This window comes from Armatimonadota bacterium (genome assembly GCA_031459715.1).
GTDB lineage: Bacteria > Sysuimicrobiota > Sysuimicrobiia > Sysuimicrobiales > Humicultoraceae > Humicultor > Humicultor tengchongensis.
In genome coordinates this window covers 1-18,818 of sequence record JAVKIA010000031.1, presented here as the reverse complement: position 1 = coordinate 18,818, position 18,818 = coordinate 1, and the positions used below count along the sequence as shown (strand labels likewise).

Genomic DNA, 18,818 nt, shown 5'->3' with positions numbered 1-18,818 from the left:
ATGGCCCTGCTGGAGCTGGAGAACGTCCACGTCTACTATGGCAACATCCACGCCCTGAAGGGGATCTCCATCCAGGTGGACGAGGGCGAGGTGGTGGCCATGCTGGGCGCCAACGGCGCGGGCAAGACCACCACCCTGCGCACCATCTCCGGGCTGCTCCGCCCCCGCGTAGGAAGCGTTCGGCTGCGGGGCGAGCCCATCGACACCCTGCCCCCACACGTCATCGTTTACAAAGGGATCGGGCATGCCCCTGAAGGACGGCGTATCTTCGCCCGCCTCACCGTCCTGGAGAACCTGATGATGGGCGCCTACGCCCGCCAGGACCCGGGGGGCATCAAGGAGGACCTGGACCGGGTCTTCGCCCTCTTCCCCCGCCTGAAGGAGCGAATCAGTCAGGTGGCGGGGACGCTCTCCGGAGGCGAGCAGCAGATGCTGGCCATCGGCCGGGCGCTGATGGCCCGCCCCCGGGTGCTGCTGCTGGACGAGCCGTCCATGGGCCTGGCCCCGGTGCTGGTGGAACAGATCTTCGAGACCCTCAAGACCATCAACGCCCAGGGGACGACCATCCTGCTGGTGGAGCAGAATGCCTACATGGCCCTGACCATCGCCCACCGCGGCTACGTCCTGCAGACAGGCGAGGTGGCGTTGAGCGGCCGGGCCGCGGAGCTGCAGGCCAACGAGGAGGTGCGGCGCGCCTACCTGGGCGGCTAGACCGCTTCCCGCTCACACCCCTTGAACCTGCAGGTCCGGACGCATCGCCTTCCTCTCCCGGATCGGAGAAGGAAATTGGTACCTGCAAGTGATGAACCCGGATGGCTCGGGACGGACGCGGCTGACCAGCGGGGACATCCTGTACCGGCCCGGAGTCATCACCCGGGCCGGTGGCCCGGCGTCTCGTGAGCGGCGGCATCAGCCTGCTGCCCGCCCGGTCTCCGGACGGGCGGTGGCTTGCGTTTCTGGGCAGCCGGGGTGACGATCTAGCCATCCGGGTCATGCGTTCCGATGGGACGGGACGGCAGCGACTGGCATCGGCCGGGGGAGACCTGAGCGCGCTGCCTCTGTTTTCGTGGAGGCCAGGATCAGGCCGCTTGGCCGTTCTCCGGCTTGGGCAGCATCACCGTGAACGTCGTCCCGCGGCCCTCCTCGCTCTCGACCAGGATGTGCCCGCCGTGGGCCTCGACGATGTGCTTGGTGATTGCCAGGCCCAGGCCGCTGCCGCCGCTGGTGCCGCGGGAGCGGTCGGCTTTGTAGAACCGCTCGAAAATGTGAGGCAGGTCGGCCGGGGGGATACCCCGCCCGTCGTCGCGCACGGTGATCTGCACGCTGCCATCCTGCTCCTGCCAGCCCACCTCTACCCGCCCCTGCTCGCCGGTGAATTTGATGGCGTTGTCGATGAGGTTGGTCAGCACCTGAGCCAGACGGTTGCGGTCCCCCAGGACCACGGCGCCGGGGGGTCCGGAGCGGACCTCCAGGCGGCGGCCTCCCGCCAGCGGCCGCAGGTGGGCCACCATTTCCTCCACCAGCGCCGGCACGGACACAGGGGCCAGCTCCAGGGCCACGCCGCGGGCCTCCAGCCGGCCGAGGTCCATCAGGTCGTCCACCAGCTTGACCAGTCGGTCGGCTTCGGCGTTGATGATCTCCAGGAAGCGCCGGCCGGCGGCCTGGTCCCCCATGGCCCCGGCGAGCAGCGTCTCGGTAAAACCCTTGATGGAGGTCAGCGGCGTGCGCAGCTCGTGGGAGACATTGGCCGTCAGCTCGCGGCGCAGGCGCTCGCTGCGGCGCAGCTCGGTGACGTCCCGCAGCACCGCCACCGTCCCCGCGACCTCACCGTTGCCCCGGATGGGGGCGCAGCGGACCTCCACCAGCCGTCCGCCGCCTTCTCCCGGCAGCTCCGCGGCCACCGCGTGCCGGCGCGCCGCGGCCTCCTGCACCAGCCCATGCAGCGCCCGCGGCAGGACACCGCCAGCAGGGCGGCCGATGACCTCCTCCCGCCGCACCCCCAGCAGCTCCTCCGCCGCCAGGTTCACCAGGATCACCCGCTCCCTCCGGTCGATGGCCACCACGGCGTCCACCATCCCGGTGAGGATGGCTTCCAGCGTGTGCCGCTCCTCCACCAGGCGGCGGATCGTCTCCCGCAGGCGGACGGCCATGGCGCTGAACGCTTCACCCAGGCGGCCGATCTCGTCGCGGGTGCGGACCTCCACGGTGGCGTCCAGCTCCCCCTCCCGCAGCCGTTGAGCCGCCCGGGTGAGGGCTTCCACCGGGTCGGTGAGGTTGCGTGCCAGCCGCGCGCCGACGAACCAGGCCGCCGCCAGGCCCAGCAGGAGCGCGCCGCCGAAGGCGGGCAGGACCCGCTGCAGCTGCCGCCACGCCCAGACCGCCGGCATGGAGACGTGCACGACCCCGACCCAGGCGCCCTCGCTGCCGATGGGGGCGGCGGCGAAGACCCGCTCCTGGCCGCTGGCCGGGTCGTAGCGGACACTGCGTCCCTCCCGGCCGGCCAGGGCGGCGGCCACCTCGGGCGGCGGGGGCGCACCGGGAGCACCGGGGTGGACGCCCCGGGCATCGAGGACGGCGATGCGCGTCTCCGGCCGCCAGCGGAAGCGCTGGGCGATGGCCTCCATCTCTTCGCGGGGGAGGGGTTCCTCCCGGAAGTAGGCGAAGAGCATGCTGGCAATGAGCCGGGCCTGGGTGGCCATCATGTACTGGTAGGTCTCCAGGTAGCGGCGGTGCAGGGCCGCCAGCATGACCGCCGTCACCACCACCAGGACTACCGCGGCCAGCGCCACGTAGGTGGCGATGAGCTTGAAGCGAATGGAGCGCATCAGCGCCGCCCGGGGGCGCGGGTCCCCGCTTTGAACTTGTAGCCCACGCCGCGCACCGTCTGGATGAAGGTGGGGTCGGCCGGGTCGTCCTCGATCTTTTCCCTGAGGCGGCTGATGTGCATGTCCACGGTGCGGGTGCTGCCGAAGTAGTCGTATCCCCAGATGTGCTCCAGGAGGAAGTCCCGGGTGAAGACGCGGTTGGGGTGGCGCATCAGCAGCTTCAGCAGCTCGAACTCCTTGGCCGTCAGGTCCACGGGCCGGCCATGCAGCCAGACCTCGTGGGTCTCGGGGTGAAGGACCAGCCCGTCGGCCTCCAGGGGACCGGTCTCCGGCAGACGGTCGGCGCCTCCGGTACGCCGGAGGATGGCACGGATGCGGGCCACCAGCTCCCGCGGGCTGAAGGGCTTGGTCACGTAGTCGTCGGCCCCCAGCTCCAGGCCCACCACCCGGTCCAGTTCCCGGTCCCGCGCCGTAAGCATCAGCACCGGCACCCGCGACCCCGCCCGGATCTGTCGGCAGACCTCAATTCCGTCTACTTCGGGCAGCATGATATCCAGGACCACCAGGTCGGGGCGGTCGCTGGCCACCCGGGTCAGGGCTTCGCGACCGTCGGCGGCCACGGAGACGGCGAAGCCTTCCTGCTGCAGGTTGTAGCGTACTAGCTCCACGATGTGGGGCTCGTCGTCCACCACCAGGATGCGCGGGGCGGCGCGCGGCTCCTCTGGGCGCGCTCCCTCGCCTGTTCTCGTGGCCATCTACATCACCCTCCGCAGCTCACCGCCGCTGAATCCCGCGGCGGCGGTGGCCAACGCTCCGACCAGGGAGAGGACTGTGGTCCAGACGGGGACCACCCCCCGCCGCCAGCGTCCCAGGAAAGCGAGAAGGTATGCCGCCGTGGCCCCGTAGGCCAGCAGGGAGTGGAGGCGGTGCTGCAGGAGGATGCCGCTGCCCACTCCCAGCGCCACCTGGCGGTCTAGGTCCAGGAAGCCGGAGGCGATGCTCGCTGCGGCCCCCAGCAGCCCCAGCCCGATGAGCAGGCGGCTCACTATGGCGTACAGCCGCTCCCGCCGCGCCAGGTAAAGCAGCTCGAAGAGGGCGCTGGTCAGCCACAGGGCGACAGGGAAGTGGACCACCAACGGGTGGTAGAGAAAGACCATGGGCCTCCTGCGCGCCGTCTCTGGGCCGCGGCGCCGTCTCGGGGCGCGCCTTGACACCCCGCGGCGCAGCGGCCATAGTGCAGATGGCGTCCGCCCGGAACGGTCCGGCGATGGCTCCGATGCCCAATCGTCCACCGCGCACGTCGCCACTCTGTCACGGCGAAGTAACGCCAGGGTAACACAGGGGGCCGCCTGTGAGCCAGCCGTACACGCCTTCTGGGCACCCCCCGCGCGGTGCGGCCCAAAGTGGGCTGCCGGTGGCGCGGCCGGCCGCTCGCCAGCCCGACCTCCTACCCAACCGGCCCCCGACGCTGCCCGGCAGGATGCGCGCGCTGGTCAAGCCAGTCCCGGGGCCGGGCCTGACCCTGACCACGCTCCCGGTGCCGGTGCCTCAGGCGGGAGAGGTGCTGGTGAGGGTGGCGGCGGGAGGGATCTGCGGCACCGACCTGCACATATACCGCTGGAACGAGTGGGCCGCCTCCCGCGTCCGTCCCCCGCGGGTGGTCGGTCACGAATTCTGCGGCACGGTGGCCGCCGTCGCCCCCGGCGTCAGCGAGGTGCAGGTGGGAGACTTCGTGGCCGGGGAGGGGCACGTGGCCTGCGGCCAGTGTCCGGCCTGCCGCCGTGGCGATGCCCACATCTGCGACCGTCTGGAGATTATTGGCATCGATCGCGACGGGGCCTTTGCCGACTACGTGGTCCTGCCGGCGAGAAATGCCTGGCGCCTGGACCCGGCCACCGTCCCGCTGGAGGTGGCAGCGGTGATGGACCCGCTGGGCAACGCGGTGCACACCGCGCTGGCCACCGATCCGGCGGGGCGGCGCGTGGCCGTGATCGGCTGCGGCCCCATCGGCCTGATGGCCATCGCCGTGCTGCGGGCCGCTGGAGCTGCGTTCATCGCCGCCTCTGACCTGCGGCCGGAGCGGCGGGCGCTGGCCCGGCAGGCCGGAGCCGACCTGGTGCTGGACGCGGCAGGGGACGTGCCTGCCCGCCTGCGGGAGGCGACCGGAGGGGAGGGCGTAGATGTGGTCCTGGAGATGTCCGGGCATCCGGGCGGTATTCGCGACGCACTGCGGGCGCTGCGCGGCGGGGGGTGGATCTCCCTGCTGGGACTTCCCTCGCGGCCGGTGGAGGTGGACCTGACCAACGACATCATCTTTAAGGCGGTACACCTGCAGGGGATCTTTGGCCGACGCCTGTGGCAGACATGGGAGCAGGCCACCGCCCTGCTGCAGCGCGGGCTGGACATCCGTCCGCTCATCACCCACCGCTTTCCCCTGGAGGCATACCAGGAGGCATTCGCCCTGCTTGAGGCCGGCGCGGCCGGGAAGGTGGTCTTCGTCCTGGCCGCGCAGGAGGAGGTGAAAGGATGAAGAGCATGGTCAACCCCCTGGCCTATCTCGACGACGAGCTGCGGGAGCTGAAGGCGCGCGGGCTCTTCCGCTGGCCCAGGCTGCTCAGCGGGCCCCAGGCCCCGGTGGCCGTCTACGACGGGCGGGAGGTGATTAACCTCTGCTCCAACAACTACCTGAGCCTGGCCAACCACCCGCGCCTGAAGGAGGCGGCGCGGCGGGCCGTGGAGGCGCTGGGTGTGGGGCCGGGTGCAGTGCGAACCATCGCCGGGAACATGGCCATCCACCGGGAGCTGGAAGCCGAGCTGGCCCGCTTCAAGCAGACGGAGGCGACCCTCCTCTTCCAGTCGGGGTTCACCGCCAACGCCGGCACCGTGGCCGCGGTGCTGGGCAAGGAGGACGTCATCGTAAGCGACGAGCTCAACCACGCCAGCATCATCGACGGGGCGCGGCTCTCCGGGGCAGAGAAGAAGATCTACCAGCACCGGGACGTGGAGGCGGCGCGCCGGCTGCTGGCCGCCTCGCGGGGCGCACGCCGCGTCTTGCTTATCACCGATGGGGTCTTCAGCATGGACGGGGACATCGCCCCGTTGCCCGACCTGGTGGCGGCGGCGGAGGAGTTCGGGGCAATCATGATGGTGGACGACGCCCACGCCAGCGGGGTGTTGGGCCGGCAGGGCCGGGGCACCATCGACCACTTCCACTTGCACGGGAAGGTGCACATCCAGGTGGGCACCCTCTCCAAGGCGTTTGCCGGGCTGGGCGGCTATGTGGCCGGCAGCCAGACGCTGGTGGACTACCTGATCCACCGCGCCCGGCCGCTGCTGTTTTCCACCTCGCACCCTCCCTCGGTGGCCGCCTCGGCGCTGGAGGCGTTGCGTCTGGTGCAGGAGGAGGAGGGGCTGATCGCCCGCCTGTGGGAGAACACCCGCTTCTTCAAGGAGGGGCTGAAGCAACTGGGCTTTGACACCGGCAACAGCGAGACCCCCATCACCCCCGTGATCGTGGGTGACGAGGCCAGGGCCATGCAGCTCTCCGACAGGCTGTTCGACCGCGGCGTCTTCGCCCTGGGGATCGCCTATCCCACGGTCCCGCGGGGCAAGGCCCGCGTGCGCACCATCGTCACCGCGGGGCACACCCGTGAGCATCTGGAGCGGGCACTGGAGGCCTTCCGGCAGGCGGGCCAGGAGCTGCGCCTGATCTAGCCGCGCATTCCGTGGCCAGAGCAAGCAGCCATCTGGTGCCCCTGCGCTTTGAGGACGGACACGGATGACGGTCCCGGCCGTTCTGGCGGCGGCTATCTTTGCCGCGGCCCTGCTGTACTCCTCAGTGGGGCACGGAGGCGCCTCGGCCTACCTGGCGCTCATGGCCCTGGCCGGCATAGAGCCGGCGGTGATGCGGCCAGCCGCCCTGGCCTTGAACATCCTGGTGGCCGGCATCGGTGCCTTCCGTTACATTCGCGCCGGGTTCTTCTCCTGGCGGGCGTTTGCGCCATTTGCCGCCACCTCAGTGCCGCTGGCCTTCGTGGGTGGGACGCTGGCGCTGCCCGGTGTGTTCTACCGGTGGGTGGTCGGGGCGGTCCTCCTTACCGGTGCTCTGCGGCTCTTCCTGCCCGACCGGGAGCGGAGCGGCCCGATCCACCGGCGTCCGCAGCTCTGGCTGGCGGCGCTGCTGGGGGCGGGCATCGGACTGCTCGCCGGGCTGACCGGCGTGGGCGGAGGGATCTTCCTCAGCCCGCTGCTGGTGCTGACCGGGTGGGCCACGGTCCGGGAGCAGGCGGGGGTTGCGGCGGCCTTCATCCTGATCAACTCCGCCGCCGGACTGGCCGGCGTAGTTGGGCGGACTGGGTCGCTGCCCCCACCGGTGTACCTGTGGGCGGGGGCGGCGGTGGCGGGGGGTCTGGTCGGCACCGAGCTGGGCAGCCGTCGCCTCGGTCCGACGGCCTTGCGCCGGCTATTGGCCCTGGTCCTGATCATCGCCGGGCTAAAGCTGCTGCTCCCCTGACGCTGCAGGCTGCCAGTTCCGGCGCCCGGAAGGGCCGCTGAGGGGCGCAGGCCCCATGTTATACTGACGCCGTCATGCGCGCCTTCCGGACGCTTGCCCTTCCCTCCGAGGCCCGCGACCGCTATCTGGCCGTCCTGGCACCGGCCCCGCTGGGGACGGAGACGGTGCCACTGGAGGAGGCGCTGGACCGTATCCTGGCCGCCGACCTGGTAGCCGGAGAGGACCTGCCGCCGTTCGACCGTTGTACCGTCGACGGTTTCGCCGTCCGCGCAGCAGACACCGCCGGAGCCGGGGAGGCCGCCCCGGTGCGCCTGCGGCTTTCAGGCGAAGTGCACATGGGTCAGGCTGCGGGAGCGCAGGTGCGTCCGGGCGAGGCAGTACGTGTCCCCACGGGAGGGATGCTGCCCCCGGGGGCCGACGCCGTGGTCATGCAGGAGGACGTGCGGGCGGATGGCGCCACCCTGGAGGTGCGCAGGGCACTGCGGCCAGGCGAAAACGTCCTCCCTCGGGGCGAGGACGTGCCAGCCGGAAGCGTGGTGCTGCGCGCGGGCCGCCGCCTGCGGCCGCAAGACCTGGGCATCCTGGCCGGGTTGGGTCACTCCCGCGTGCTGGTGCGGCGCCGCCCCACGGTGGCCATCGCCAGCAGCGGCGATGAGGTTGTCCCGCCGGACCGGTCCCCGCGCCTGGGGCAGGTCCGGGACATGAACACCTACACCCTGGGCGGGCTGGTGCAACGCGCAGGCGGGGTCCCGGTGCGCTTTCCCATCCTGCCTGACGACCTGTCGGCCGTCGAGAGCTGGCTGCGCACCGCCGTGGAGGCCCACGACGTGGTGCTGATATCCGGGGGGAGCTCGGTGGGTGAGCGGGACGTTGTCCCCGAAGCCATTCGGGCGCTGGGGCCGCCGGGCATCGTCGTCCGCGGAGTGGCCATCCGGCCGGGGAAGCCCACAGTACTGGCGGTCGCTGGCACCCGGCCGGTGATCGGGCTGCCCGGGAACCCGGTCTCAGCCATGGTCATCTTCGACGTCTTCGTCCGTCCCGTACTGGCGCGGCTGCTGGGGCTGGCGGAGGACCCCAGGCCCGGCGTCCGGATCCGCGCGCGGGCCGCGCGCGCACTTGTAGCCCCGGCGGAGCGGGAGGAGCACGCCCGCGTTGCCCTGGAAGCACGCGGGGAGGACCTGTGGGCACATCCGCTCCCGGCCCAGTCCGGCCTGCTCACCTCCATGGTGCGCGCGGACGGGATCGTCATTGTCCCTGCCGGAGCCCGGGTGGATGTCGGCGAGCCCGTGGAGGTGGAGCTGCTTGAGGACTAGGCGCCGCCTCACCCACCTGGACCGCTCGGGTCGGGCGCGGATGGTGGACGTGGGGAGCAAGCCTGAGACGGCGCGCCAGGCGGTAGCCCGCGGCGAGGTGGTGATGCGGCCGCAGACCCTGCGGCTCATCCAGGAGAACCAGGTGGCCAAGGGCGACGTCCTCACCCTGGCCCAGGTGGCGGGGGTGATGGCCGCCAAACGGACGCACGAAGTGATCCCGCTGGCTCACCCCATTCCCCTGACCGACGTCCAGGTGACCTGCCGCCCCGCACCGCCGGACCGCGTGGCCGTCGAGGCGGTGGCCCGCACGGTGGCCCGCACCGGGGTGGAGATGGAGGCCCTGGTGGCGGTGGCGGTTGCGGCGCTCACCATCTACGACATGTGCAAGGCTGTCGACCGGGGGATGACCGTGGACCGGGTACGCCTGGTGGCCAAGCGCGGGGGGCGCAGCGGTGAGTTCCGCCGCCCCGGCGAGCCGCTCTGACCCGTGGCCACCCTGGCCGGGCGGCGCGTGGCCGTCCTCACCGTGAGCGACAGCGTATCCGCCGGGCGACAGCCTGACACCAGTGGGGACGCGATCGTGGAGATGCTGGCTGCAGCCCGGGCGGTGGTCGCGGCGCGCGACGTGCTGCCCGATAACCGCGAGGCCATCGCCGCCCGCCTGCGGGCCTACGCCGACGACCTAAAAGTGGATCTGGTGCTGACCACCGGTGGCAGCGGGGTGGCGCCCAGAGACGTCACCCCGGAGGCGACACTGGACGTGGTGCAGCGTCTGGTCCCCGGGCTGCCCGAGGCCGCCCGCGCCCGCACCCAGGACGCGAGCCCGTTGGCTATCCTCTCTCGCGGAGTTGCCGGGATCCGCGGGCGGACGCTGATTCTAAACCTGCCGGGCAGTCCCCGGGGGGCGCGGGAGTGGCTGGAGGTGCTGGCACCGGTCCTGCCGCACGCGCTGGAACTGCTCGGGGAGCAGCCTCCGCCCTGGGGGGTCCCGCACCGCCCTTGAGGGAAGCTGCGGTATTGGGCGCCGTTGTTGACGGTCACCCGCGCCCTTTCTATACTCACGTCGAAGGCTGCCCGTCACGCCGAAAGCTCTCCGGCGAACGCTGCGCTCATAACACTGACGTCCTCACCGTCAGATTACGTGGGCCGGTGGCGCAGTTGGGAGCGCGCCTCAATGGCATTGAGGAGGTCGGGGGTTCGAATCCCCTCCGGTCCACCACGTCGTCCGTCACGTCCTGCCTGTGCCTCTTCTGGCGTGCTTGTCCTCGCGATGCGCACGTCCGTCATTCAGCACGGCGAGGCTTGACTTGGTGCCCACGCTCCCTACAATGGGCTTAAAGTCGGCGATGCCCGGAAGCAGTAGGTGAGCTCCCCGCAGGAGAGAGCCGGCGGAAGGGTGTGAGCCGGCGGCGGGGTGCACCGAACTCGTCCGGAAGCCCGTGCTGGCGAAACGGGTGGGATCACACCGCGGTGAGCCGGCTCCGTTTGCCCACGTGACGGGCTGAAGCGGGCATGAGCCGGCCAGCGGCCGGTTCTGCCAATCAGGGTGGTACCGCGGAGGCCGCCTTCGTCCCTGGGACGAAGGCGGCCCGGCATTTGGGGAGGGGTGCACGTGCAGGCGTCCGAGGTGATCTGGTTCAACGGCGAGATCGTCCCATGGGAGGCGGCCCGGGTGCACGTGCTGACGCACGCCCTGCACTACGGCAGCAGCGTCTTCGAGGGCATCCGCGCCTATGCCACCCCGGAGGGTCCGGCGGTGTTCTGCCTGGACGACCACCTGCGCCGTCTCTACGACTCCTGCCGGATCTTCCGCATGGAACCGCCCTATGAGACGGGGGTGCTGCGCCAGGCCATTCTAACGGTGGTGGCGCGTAACGGGCACCAGGCCTGCTACATCCGCCCGGTGGTCTTCCGCGGCCTGGGGTCGCTCAGCGTGGACCCACGCAAGTCGCCCGTGGAGGTGGCGGTGGCCTCCTTCCCCTGGGGACGCTACCTGGGGGAGGGGGCGCTGGAAGAGGGCGTGGATGTCATGGTCTCGTCCTGGCGACGCGTGGCTCCGGACACCCACCCGGGAATGGCCAAGGTGGGCGGCAACTACGTCAACTCCGCCTTCGTGGCCATGGAGGCGGCCGACAACGGTTTCGCCGAGGGGGTGGTCCTGGACGTGCAGGGCTATGTCAGCGAGGGTTCCGGGGAGAACGTCTTCGTGGTGAGGGACGGCGTCGTCTCCACCCCGCCGCTGTCCAGCTCTATCCTCCCGGGGGTCACCCGGAAGGTGGTGTTGACACTGTGCGCCGACCTGGGCATCCCCGTACGGGAGGCCCTGCTACCGCGGGAGATGCTGTACGTGGCTGACGAGGTCTTCTTCACCGGTACCGCCGCCGAGATCACCCCGGTCCGCTCTGTGGACCGGATTCCGGTGGGCGCCGGAAGGCGCGGGCCGATAACCGCACGCCTGCAGGAGGAGTTCTTCGCCCTGGCCGAGGGACGGCTGCCCGACCGCCACGGCTGGCGCACCCCTGTGCGGCCGGCGGGAGTGGGCGCAGCCCCGTCATAGGAGGAGGACAATGGCAGACCGATACACGCCCCAGGGCATGGAGCAGAAGTGGCAGGCCCGCTGGGAAGCTGACCGGCTGTACCACGCGCCGGACTTCGACCCCCGCCCCAAGTACTACTTCCTGACCATGTATCCCTACCCGTCGGGGGACCTGCACATCGGGCACTGGTACGCCATGGCCCCCAGCGACGCCGCCGCCCGCTTCAAGCGCATGCAGGGCTACAACGTCCTGTTTCCCATCGGCTTCGACGCCTTCGGCCTGCCGGCGGAGAACGCGGCCATCCAGCACGGCATCCATCCCTACACCTGGACCATGGACAACATCGAACGGATGCGCCGCCAGCTGCGTTCCATGGGCGCGTCCTGGGACTGGGAGCGGGAGGTCGTCACCTGCGACCCCGGCTACTACAAGTGGAACCAGTGGTTCTTCCTGAAGATGTACCAGCGCGGGCTGGCCTACCGTGCCCTGGCTCCCGTGGACTGGTGCCCGCAGGACAACACCACCCTGGCCCGCGAGCAGGTGGTGGGGGAGGACCGGGTCTGCGAGCGCTGCGGTACGCCGGTGGTGAAGAAGAATCTGGAGCAGTGGTTCCTCAAGATCACCGCCTACGCCGACGAGCTGCTGGATTTCAGCCACATCGACTGGCCGGAGCGGGTGAAGGTGCTGCAGCAGAACTGGATCGGCCGCAGCGGGGGCGTGGAGTTCTCCCTGCCCGTGCGGGACCACCCGGGCAGGTCCTTTGCCGTCTTCACCACGCGGCCGGACACCGTCTACGGGATGACCTTCGCCGTGCTGGCGCCAGAGCACCCTCTGGTGGATGAGCTGACGGCTCCGGAGCGGCGGGCGGAAGTGGAAGCCTACAAGTTCAAGGCGGCGCGCGCCTCGGACATCGAGCGCCTGTCTACGGAGAAGGAGCGGGACGGTGTCTTCATCGGCGCTTACGCCATTAATCCCATGAACGGTGAGTCCGTGCCCATCTTTGTGGCCGACTACGTCCTGCTCTCCTACGGCACGGGCGCCATTCAGGGCGTCCCCGCCCACGACCAGCGGGACTTCGAGTTCGCCCGCAGGTACGGGCTGCCCATCCGGGTGGTGGTGGCGCCGCCGGGGTGGCGGGGCGAGGAGCTGGAGCGCGCCTACCTGGACGAGGGGATCATGGTCAACTCCGGTCCTTTCGACGGCCTGCCCAGTCCCGAAGGGTGGCAGCGCATCGCCGACGAGATGGAGCGCCGAGGTGTGGGCCGGCGCATGGTCACCTACCGGCTGCACGACTGGCTGATCAGCCGACAGCGGTACTGGGGGACGCCCATTCCGATTATCTATTGTCAGACCTGCGGGACAGTGCCGGTGCCGGAAGAGGACCTGCCGGTTCTTCTGCCGTACGACGCGGAATTCCGCCCCACGGGAGAGTCGCCGCTCCGCTACCACGAAGCCTTCCGGAAGGTGCGTTGTCCCCGCTGTGGGGGGGAGGACGCCGAGCGGGAGACCGACACCATGGACACCTTCATCGACTCCTCCTGGTACCAGTACCGCTACCTCAGCCCGCACGACCAGACTCGACCCTTCGACCCGGAGGTGGGGCGCTACTGGCTGCCGGTGGACCAGTACACGGGCGGTATCGAGCACGCGGTGATGCACCTGCTGTACACCCGCTTCTGGACCAAGGTAATGCGGGACCTGGGGCTGGTGGACTTCGACGAGCCCATGCTGCGCCTGTACAACCAGGGGATCGTCCTGGGGCCCGACGGGCAGCGCATGAGCAAGTCGCGGGGTAACGTGGTCGACCCTGACGAGCAGGTGCGCCGGTACGGCGCAGACACGGTCCGGGGCTATCTGATGTTCATGCGGCCCTGGCACGAGGGAGGCCCCTGGGACCCCAAAGGCATTGAGGGGGTGCACCGCTGGCTGCACCGCGTCTGGGGGCTGGTCACTGACCCCGTGCCGCAGGACACCCGCGCCGACGCCGGTATCTCCCTGCGGGAGGTGCGCCACCGCACCCACGCTACCGTCAAGCGGGTCACGGAAGACCTGGAGCACTTTCGCTTCAACACGGCCATGGCGGCGCTGATGGAGTTCACCAACTTCCTGCACAGCGTCAAGGGGACCCCCTCAGGCAGCGGGCCGGTCTGGGAGGAGGCCATCCAGGCGCTGCTGCTGATGCTGGCGCCCTTTGTCCCGCACATCGCTGAGGAGCTGTGGGCCAGAACCGGGCGTCCCTATTCCATCCACCAGCAGGCCTGGCCGCAGTACGACCCGGAGCTGGCGCGGGCGGAGGAGGTCACGCTGGTGATCCAGGTCAACGGCAAGGTTCGGGACCGATTACAGGTGCCTTTCGACATCTCCGCGGAGGAGGCAAAGCGGCTGGCCCTTGAAAGCGAGCGGGTGCGCCGCGTCCTGGATGGACGCCCGCCCTCCGACGTAATCGTAGTGCCAGGCCGGCTGGTCAACGTGGTCGTCCGTTAACCCGGGCGTGATGCCACCTGAGCGCAGAAAGGCGCCGGTGGGGGCCGGGATGGCACTGCCCGCAGCCCGGACCGGAGGCAGTTGGATGAAGGGGCTTGCCCCCACAAGCGGCCGGGCCGGAAAAACACCTGCCGGCGGCCGATGAAGGCGTGCGGCGGCCGGTGACGTTATGCGCCTGGCGATGAAGCCGTGCGGCGACCTCCGGCCGTGCGGAGGGAGCATCGGTGGAGACCGGCGAGCCGCGTCCCCTGCGGCGAGAGCAGATCGCTCTGGCCCTGGTGGCCGGGGTGACGTTGCTGGTGGTCGGCCGGCTATGGATGCGCCGGCCAGCGGGGGAGGTTTCCCTGCTGCCGCCTTCCCCCACGCCGGCCGCGCTGCTGGTGCACGTGGTCGGGGAGGTGGTGGTGCCCGGCATCTACCGGCTTCCCCCGGGGGCACGCTGGTCCGATGCGCTGCAGGCGGCCCGTGGGCCGACGTTTCTCGCCGACCTGAAGGCGGTTAACCTGGCCCAGCCCCTGCGCGACGGAGAGCGTGTGCTTATCCCCCGGGTGCCCGAGCCCGTGCTGCCGGAGGGGGCGGAGGGGGTAGACGCGGGCGCCACAGCCGGGGCTGCCGCGCCTCCCCCCGGGCCGCTGGATCCAAACACCGCCAGCGCCGCCGAGCTGGAGGCGCTCCCGGGAATCGGGCCCGTCCTGGCGCGGCGAATCGTGGAGCACCGGCGCGCTCACGGAAGGTTCGAGCGCCTGGAGGACCTGTTGGAGGTGGAGGGGATCGGCCCCAGAATGCTGGAGCGGCTGCGGCCGCTGCTGCGGCTGCGGTAGGACCTGCCCACCGGCCGGTGTGGTGCGGGTCGCCCTGACGCAGCGGAACTGGCCGAACCCTTCCGTCCGCGGTTGCGTATTCACAAGCGGGACGACCAGGAAAGGCGCCGCCCGGAACCGGTGGGGGACGAACGATCCCTGACGGCGGAGGAGCTCGCCGCCTACGAGGCGCTGGTCCACAGGTACGGGTCCTACGTGTACAACATCGCCTACCGGATGTGCGGCAGCGACGCCGACGCCAAGGACCTGGCGCAGGAGGCATTTCTGCGGGTATTTCGAGCCTTCCGCCGCATCGACCCGGCGGCGGCACTGGAACCCTGGCTGTACCGCATCGTCAGCAACCTCTACATCGACCTGGTGCGCAGGCAGCCGAAGGGACGGGTGGAGTCACTCTTCGCGCCCATTCCCTCCCCCGAAGGCGAGGTCACCCGGGAGTGGCCGGCACCGGACGCCGACTCTCCCCAGGCGGCCCTGGACGCCCGGATGGACGCCACGGTGCAGCAGGCCCTGCTGGCGCTGCCGCCCGACCTGCGCATGGCCGTCGTCCTCAGCGACATCGAGGGGTTCTCCTACGAGGAGATCTCGCGCGTGATGGGGGTCCCGCTGGGGACGGTGAAGTCCCGGCTGCACCGGGCACGGAAGACCCTGCAGGAGCGCCTGGCTCCACTACTGGGTGAGCGCTCCCCGGAACGCCCAAGGGCCCGCCCCGTCCCGGAGGTCCCTGCGGGCGGAGAGGAGGTCCCCTGACCCGGTGCCACACCACACGGAACGGCAGCTTTCAGCCTACCTCGACCGGGAGGTGACCCCGGAGGAGGAGGCGGCCGTCCGCCGCCACCTGTCCGGCTGCCCCTCCTGCCAGGAGGAGCTCTCGCGCCTGGAGCGGGTGCGTCGTCTGCTGGCCGGCCTGCCCGAGCGCCCTCTGCCGGAGTCCTTCTGGCCGGAGCTGCGATCGGCGCTGGGCGGCCGGAGGGAGCCACCCTGGCAGAGCTTGTTCGCCGGACGGCGCATCCGCCCGGCGGCGGCCCTGGCCGCGGCTGCCGTGGTGGTCCTGCTGTTGCTGGTGCCGCTGGCCCGCGGACGCATCGACCGGCTGCGAGCCGCCGAGTTCGGCCTCGACCTGTTCGTTCGCGAGCACGCGCTGGCCGCCGCCGCCGACCCTCTCGCCGACCGGGCCTACCTGGCGCTGCTGGTGACCGACGCCAACCTCCGGATCGTCGGGCAGCCGCGCGGGGTGGTGCAGCGATGACCTGTCGCGCGGCCACCCTGGCCGCCCTGATACTGCTGCCGGCTGGGGCGCTGTGGCTCTGGCAGCAGCCAGCAAGCGGGCGACAGGCGGGAGGTGGACCGGACCGGGCAGCGGCCGTCCTCTACAGTGCTCTGGCGGCGCCGGCCCTGATCGACTACGAGGGGACAAAGTTCATCTCTGCCCGCCGCGGCGACCGCGTGGAGACCGTGGTAGTCCTGGAGGCGCACAAGCGACCCAACCAGAGCCGCCTGGAGTTCCTCTCCCCGGAGACGCTGGCCGGCCGTCTGGTGGTGGACAGTGGCGTCGAGGCGTGGCACTACGAGCCCTCCCTGCACACGGTGTTCCAGGGACCGTCCCTGGCTCGCGTCGGCCGGCCGGCGGAGCAGCTCCGCGCGCTGCAGGCGGCCTACCGATTGGTGCTGGCAGGCGCGGAGGATGTGATCGGCCGGCCTACCTTCGTCCTGGGGCTGGAATCCAGGAGCGGGGAGGGTCGCCGCCTCCTGTGGATCGACCAGGCTACGGGCGTGCCGCTGCGGGTGGAGGAGCGCAGCGGTGCCCGGGGCGTGTACGTGGCATACTTCACCCGCGTGTCCTTCAGCCTGAACCTGCCGCCGGCTCTCTTCCGCTTCCGCGCGCCCGCCGGTGCGCGGACCTTCGCCCTCTTCGCTGCGGAGGGCGAGGGGGTGACGCTGGAGGCGGTGCAGCGCGCTGTGGGCTTCCGCGTGCGCACGCCCGGCACGCTGCCGCCGGGAGTGCGCTTTGACCGGGCCCAGACCGTGCGCTATGGTCCCCTGGCTGCCGCCGCCCTGCGCTACACGCACGGAACCGCACCCATCTCCGTCTTCCAGGTTCCGGCACAGAGGGTGGACGGGCGGGCCTGGGGAACCACCGGCGAGGCGGTGACCCTTGGGAAGTTCTCCCTGCGTGTGGTGGAAATGGGGGATCTCCGCCTGCTGACGTGGGAGGAAGGAGGGCTGCGCCTGGTGGTGGTGGGCGCCCAGCCGCGGGCTGTGCTGCTGTCGCTGGCCGCGCAGCTCTCCGGCCGCTGATGCCCCTCCCTCGCCAGCCCGTCCTGCCGGCCGCAGCTCTTTGCGTCATCCTCCTGGCAGAGGTTGCCCTGGGCGCGCCTGCGGGCCTCCAGCCCTACGCCCTCAGCGGGGTCGTGCTGAAGGTGGGCACAGGGGTGCTCACGGTGCGCCTGGAGACAGGGGGGACGGTTACGCTCCGCCTCCTTCCGGGGACAGCCCTTCCCGCTGCCGTCGGGGGCCTGGCGGCAGGTGCGCGGGTGCGGGTGTGGGCACTGGCGGTCCCCCGCGGGATGCCGGTGGCCCTGCGCCTGATGCTGCTGGGAGGGGCGGTGGCCGCGGGGGTGGAGCGCGACGGGGGGATCCTCCGGGGAGTGGTGGTTGGGCGAGACGGCAGCATGGTCTCGGTCCTGAGGGAGGACAACGTGCTCACCACCGTGGTCGTCACCGGGGCCACCGTCGTCTCTGGTGTCCTCGCTTCCCACGCCATCGTGGAGGTGGACGGAGCGCGGAACTCCGACGGCTCGTTCAGCGCCAGGGTCCTGAGGGTTCTGTTCGATCCCCGCACGGCCACGCGGATGAGCGGCCGGATCACCCTGTACTGGGCGGAGGTGGGCTTCGCCCTTTCGGGTGGCGCCGTGGTGGCACTGCGCGACGACACCTGGATCTTGCGGGGGATGGTCCTGCGGTCGTCCCGGGCACTGGCGCCGGGGACGGTGGTTACGGTCCTGGGCACCGGGGCGCCGCCCTACATCGCTGCCCGGGTGGTGGACATCCGCCTCTAGATCCCGTCGCTTTCGGTGGAGGGTATGGCTGCGGCCGGCGGGTGAGAACAACGGGCAACTTCGTTCCCTGATGATCCTGCAGGCTCCTTGAGGCCGGCGGGAGGGATGTGTGCAGGATGGCCTCCTCACCTCTCGATGCTCTACAGCCCCGCAGCCGCCTGCTATAGTGAGGCGGGGGGGCGACGCATGATCAGGCGCACGTCGGAACTGGATGCCTTTGAACTCCGCCGGCTCCGCCGACCCGCCGACTACAGGCAGAACCTAGCTATCCTCGAAGAGTTGTGGCGATTCGCTCGGGAAGTAGGCGCGTTCCGGCAGCCTAGAGGCCCCGATGACCTGGAGGCGGACATCCGCTATGCACGAGCCATCAACGCACTCCGCGCTCCTGGCAAGAATCGGCTCGACCCTTGAAGCCCGTGGCATTCCGTACATGGTCATCGGCGGCCATGCCGCCATCCTCTACGGCGAACCCCGTCTGACCCGCGATATAGACATCACGCTGGGCGTGGGCCCCGATCGCCTGGGGGAATTGCTGGAGATCGTGCGCATGGCCGGTCTCGTACCGGCCCCGGGGGCGCAGGAGCTGGCGCTGAGGAATTACGTGCTTCCCTGCTCGGACGCCGCGACGGGGATCGACGTTGATCTCATCCTGTCCGTCTCAGCTTACGAACAGGAGGCTCTGGCGCGCGCCCGTACGGTGGCCCTCGGGAGCGCGGGTGTGCGCTTCGCGTCTGTTGACGACGTGCTCATCCACAAGATCGTCGCCGGGCGCCCCAGGGATATCGAAGACGCACGCGCCATCCTGGCCAAGACGCCCTCTCTCGACCGCCCCTACCTGCTGCGATGGTTGCAGGAGTTCGAGCGCACGTTATCGTCGCCCCTGGTGAGGCGCTTCAGGGAGTTGGAGGCGGAGGTTCACCCAGAAGCCTGACGCCGGGAAACATCGCGCAACTCCGCGCGCACTTCCCGGCGCAGACGCTCCTCGAGGACTGCCGGCGGCTCGATCTCTGGCAGGAGCACTTCGTCCCAGTGCTCGGCGCTGTGGACGTTGCCCGGCCGCAGCTGGCCGCCACACAGTCGCCCTCCCCAGTGAACAGCAGCAGCGGATGATAGCAGGTTGATTGGGAGTGACCGTTGCGACCCGCCCCCGGAGGGCGGAGGAGCTGCGAAGGCGAATGGTGCCTCGGTACCTGGGGGGGACGATGGATTTCTACCAGTTCCAGCAACGTATCGCCACTATCTACGGGGAGCGTGACCGCGTGCGCGGTC

18 protein-coding genes and 1 tRNA gene are annotated in these 18,818 nt (G+C 70.6%); 16 read left to right on the top strand and 3 right to left on the bottom strand.

Translation table 11 applies throughout. The features are described from left to right. A complete protein-coding gene (locus QN152_10725) occupies window positions 1-711 on the top strand; it encodes an ABC transporter ATP-binding protein (GenBank protein MDR7539982.1) in 711 nt (236 codons plus the stop codon). 368 nt (window positions 712-1,079) lie between these two features. Here QN152_10725 and QN152_10720 read toward each other — a convergent pair whose 3' ends face one another. The 3 genes from QN152_10720 to QN152_10710 are packed head-to-tail and all read right to left on the bottom strand — an operon-like array spanning window position 1,080 to window position 3,982. Continuing rightward, entirely contained in the window at window positions 1,080-2,825 is a 1,746-nt protein-coding gene (locus QN152_10720) for an ATP-binding protein (GenBank protein MDR7539981.1), read from the bottom strand. Beyond that, window positions 2,825-3,580: a response regulator transcription factor gene (locus tag QN152_10715; GenBank protein MDR7539980.1), complete on the bottom strand. Its 756-nt coding sequence runs from the start codon at window positions 3,578-3,580 to the stop codon at window positions 2,825-2,827. Before QN152_10715 ends, QN152_10720 begins: the two co-directional genes overlap by 1 nt. After that, window positions 3,581-3,982, bottom strand: coding sequence for a DUF2231 domain-containing protein (locus tag QN152_10710; protein MDR7539979.1), 402 nt, complete (start codon window positions 3,980-3,982; stop codon window positions 3,581-3,583). It lies immediately after the preceding gene. Between the two features lie 257 nt (window positions 3,983-4,239). On the opposite strand from QN152_10710, the gene tdh reads away from it, so the two are divergent. From tdh to QN152_10635, 15 genes are all read left to right on the top strand, one after another. Beyond that, window positions 4,240-5,355 (top strand): L-threonine 3-dehydrogenase, encoded by a 1,116-nt coding sequence (gene tdh / locus QN152_10705; GenBank protein ID MDR7539978.1) that lies wholly within the window; start codon window positions 4,240-4,242, stop codon window positions 5,353-5,355. Then, window positions 5,352-6,539, top strand: a complete 1,188-nt coding sequence (locus tag QN152_10700) for a glycine C-acetyltransferase (GenBank protein MDR7539977.1) — start codon at window positions 5,352-5,354, stop codon at window positions 6,537-6,539. The genes tdh and QN152_10700 overlap by 4 nt, the downstream gene beginning before the upstream one ends. A gap of 64 nt (window positions 6,540-6,603) precedes the next feature. Then, entirely contained in the window at window positions 6,604-7,338 is a 735-nt protein-coding gene (locus QN152_10695; protein MDR7539976.1) for a sulfite exporter TauE/SafE family protein, read from the top strand. A 74-nt stretch (window positions 7,339-7,412) separates the two neighbouring features. Next, on the top strand, window positions 7,413-8,651 hold the full coding sequence (locus QN152_10690; protein ID MDR7539975.1) for a molybdopterin molybdotransferase MoeA: 1,239 nt from the start codon (window positions 7,413-7,415) through the stop codon (window positions 8,649-8,651). Next, on the top strand, window positions 8,641-9,135 hold the full coding sequence (moaC, locus tag QN152_10685) for a cyclic pyranopterin monophosphate synthase MoaC (GenBank protein MDR7539974.1): 495 nt from the start codon (window positions 8,641-8,643) through the stop codon (window positions 9,133-9,135). The genes QN152_10690 and moaC overlap by 11 nt, the downstream gene beginning before the upstream one ends. A gap of 3 nt (window positions 9,136-9,138) precedes the next feature. Beyond that, complete coding sequence (locus tag QN152_10680; protein MDR7539973.1) at window positions 9,139-9,654, top strand: MogA/MoaB family molybdenum cofactor biosynthesis protein; 516 nt, start codon at window positions 9,139-9,141, stop codon at window positions 9,652-9,654. Between the two features lie 140 nt (window positions 9,655-9,794). Beyond that, window positions 9,795-9,870 (top strand) — tRNA-Ala (locus QN152_10675). A 387-nt stretch (window positions 9,871-10,257) separates the two neighbouring features. Then, the gene (locus QN152_10670) at window positions 10,258-11,208 is read left to right on the top strand and encodes a branched-chain amino acid transaminase (protein MDR7539972.1); all 951 of its coding nucleotides are present in this window, start codon (window positions 10,258-10,260) and stop codon (window positions 11,206-11,208) included. 10 nt (window positions 11,209-11,218) lie between these two features. Then, the gene (leuS, locus tag QN152_10665; protein MDR7539971.1) at window positions 11,219-13,672 is read left to right on the top strand and encodes a leucine--tRNA ligase; all 2,454 of its coding nucleotides are present in this window, start codon (window positions 11,219-11,221) and stop codon (window positions 13,670-13,672) included. 224 nt (window positions 13,673-13,896) lie between these two features. Beyond that, window positions 13,897-14,493, top strand: a complete 597-nt coding sequence (locus QN152_10660; protein MDR7539970.1) for a helix-hairpin-helix domain-containing protein — start codon at window positions 13,897-13,899, stop codon at window positions 14,491-14,493. 120 nt (window positions 14,494-14,613) lie between these two features. After that, window positions 14,614-15,240, top strand: coding sequence for a sigma-70 family RNA polymerase sigma factor (locus QN152_10655; protein MDR7539969.1), 627 nt, complete (start codon window positions 14,614-14,616; stop codon window positions 15,238-15,240). 4 nt (window positions 15,241-15,244) lie between these two features. After that, a complete protein-coding gene (locus QN152_10650) occupies window positions 15,245-15,739 on the top strand; it encodes a zf-HC2 domain-containing protein (GenBank protein ID MDR7539968.1) in 495 nt (164 codons plus the stop codon). Further along, window positions 15,736-16,788 carry a sigma-E factor regulatory protein RseB domain-containing protein gene (locus tag QN152_10645; protein ID MDR7539967.1) on the top strand — a complete coding sequence of 351 codons (1,053 nt, stop codon included), beginning with the start codon at window positions 15,736-15,738 and terminating at the stop codon, window positions 16,786-16,788. Before QN152_10650 ends, QN152_10645 begins: the two co-directional genes overlap by 4 nt. Further along, window positions 16,788-17,549 carry a DUF5666 domain-containing protein gene (locus QN152_10640; protein ID MDR7539966.1) on the top strand — a complete coding sequence of 254 codons (762 nt, stop codon included), beginning with the start codon at window positions 16,788-16,790 and terminating at the stop codon, window positions 17,547-17,549. Before QN152_10645 ends, QN152_10640 begins: the two co-directional genes overlap by 1 nt. Window positions 17,550-17,904: 355 nt before the next feature. Further along, window positions 17,905-18,480 carry a DUF6036 family nucleotidyltransferase gene (locus QN152_10635; GenBank protein ID MDR7539965.1) on the top strand — a complete coding sequence of 192 codons (576 nt, stop codon included), beginning with the start codon at window positions 17,905-17,907 and terminating at the stop codon, window positions 18,478-18,480. Window positions 18,481-18,818 lie beyond the last annotated feature (338 nt).